Origin of the sequence: Streptomyces sp. UH6 (assembly GCF_013421635.1) — a bacterium.
Lineage (GTDB): Bacteria > Actinomycetota > Actinomycetes > Streptomycetales > Streptomycetaceae > Streptomyces > Streptomyces abyssomicinicus.
Genome location: NZ_JACADT010001344.1, coordinates 1 through 1194, shown reverse-complemented (window position 1 = coordinate 1194; position 1194 = coordinate 1). Strand labels below are relative to the sequence as shown.

Genomic DNA, 1194 nt, shown 5'->3' with positions numbered 1-1194 from the left:
CCGCGGCCTCGGCGGCGGTACGCGCGCCGAGGGTGACGGCGGCGAAGACCCGGGCCCGGGTCCCGTCGGCGAGCAGGCGGACCAGATCGGGGGAGTCCGGGGGCGTGAGGGACATGGCGGGGACCTTCCTGACGGCGTCACGACGGAACCCCGATGATGGCCCGCCGGCCGCGCCGGCCGCCCCCCTTTTCGACGGCCGCGTCCCTCGCCCGGGTGACGCGCACGCGGCCCGTCCGACACGTCCACCGGGGCGTCCTCCACGCCTACAATCCCCGCCAGTTGACGCGAGACCGCCGACCCACGGGAGTACGCCATGTCCGGACCGGACCGCACGGACAGCACCGACCGCAGGGACAGTACGGACAGCGCGGCCGGTGCCCCCGGCCCTGCCGGCACACCAGCAGTCGACACCGGCAGGCCCCATCCCGCCCGGATGTACGACTGGATGCTCGGCGGCAAGGACCACTACCCGGCCGACGAGGAACTGGCCCGGCGGATGCTGCGGATCGAGCCGCGCCTGCAGCTGATGGCGAAGATGAACCGCGGCTTCATGCACCGCTCCACCCGCTGGCTGGCGCGGCAGGGCATCCGGCAGTTCCTCGACATCGGCAGCGGCATACCGACCGAGCCCAATCTGCACCGGATCGCCCAGGAGACGGCACCCGACGCCCGGGTGGTCTACTGCGACAACGACCCGACCGTCCTGGCGCACGCCGGCGCACTGCTGCGCGGCACGCCCGAGGGGACCGTCGAGTTCCTGCACGCGGACGCCCGCGAGATCGACGTCGTCCTCGAGCGGGCCGCGAAGGTCCTGGACTTCGGCCGTCCGGTCGCCGTCTCGCTGATCGCGCTGCTCCACTTCGTCAGCGACGAGGACGGTGCGGACCGGCTGGTCGACCGGGTCAAGGAGGCCCTGACGCCCGGGAGCCACCTGGTGATGTCCCACTTCACCACCGACTTCCACTCCGAGGACGAGATCAGGGAGGCGACCGGCACGGCCGGAGCCCGGGGTTACGACGTCAGCCCGCGCGGCCGCGAGCGGTTCACCCGGTTCTTCGACGGCCTCGAACTGGTGGAGCCGGGCGTGGTCCTCGCCGAGCGGTGGCGGCCCGAGCTGGGCGAACCGGTCCCGGGCCAGGGCGACGCCGTCAGCTCCACGTACGCGGGGGTGGCCCGCAGGGCGTGACCTGCCGG

General features: G+C 73.6%; 1 protein-coding gene. It reads left to right on the top strand.

The window, feature by feature from the left end:
• Nucleotides 1-313: 313 nt before the first annotated feature.
• Complete coding sequence (locus tag HW445_RS31760; RefSeq protein WP_180224224.1) at nt 314-1186, top strand: SAM-dependent methyltransferase; 873 nt, start codon at nt 314-316, stop codon at nt 1184-1186.
• The last annotated feature ends 8 nt before the right edge of the window (nt 1187-1194 follow it).

Coding starts and splice junctions, on each gene's coding strand:
- HW445_RS31760 (WP_180224224.1), top strand. CDS start 314: ATGTCCGGACCGGACCGCACGGACAGCACCGACCGCAGGGACAGTACG.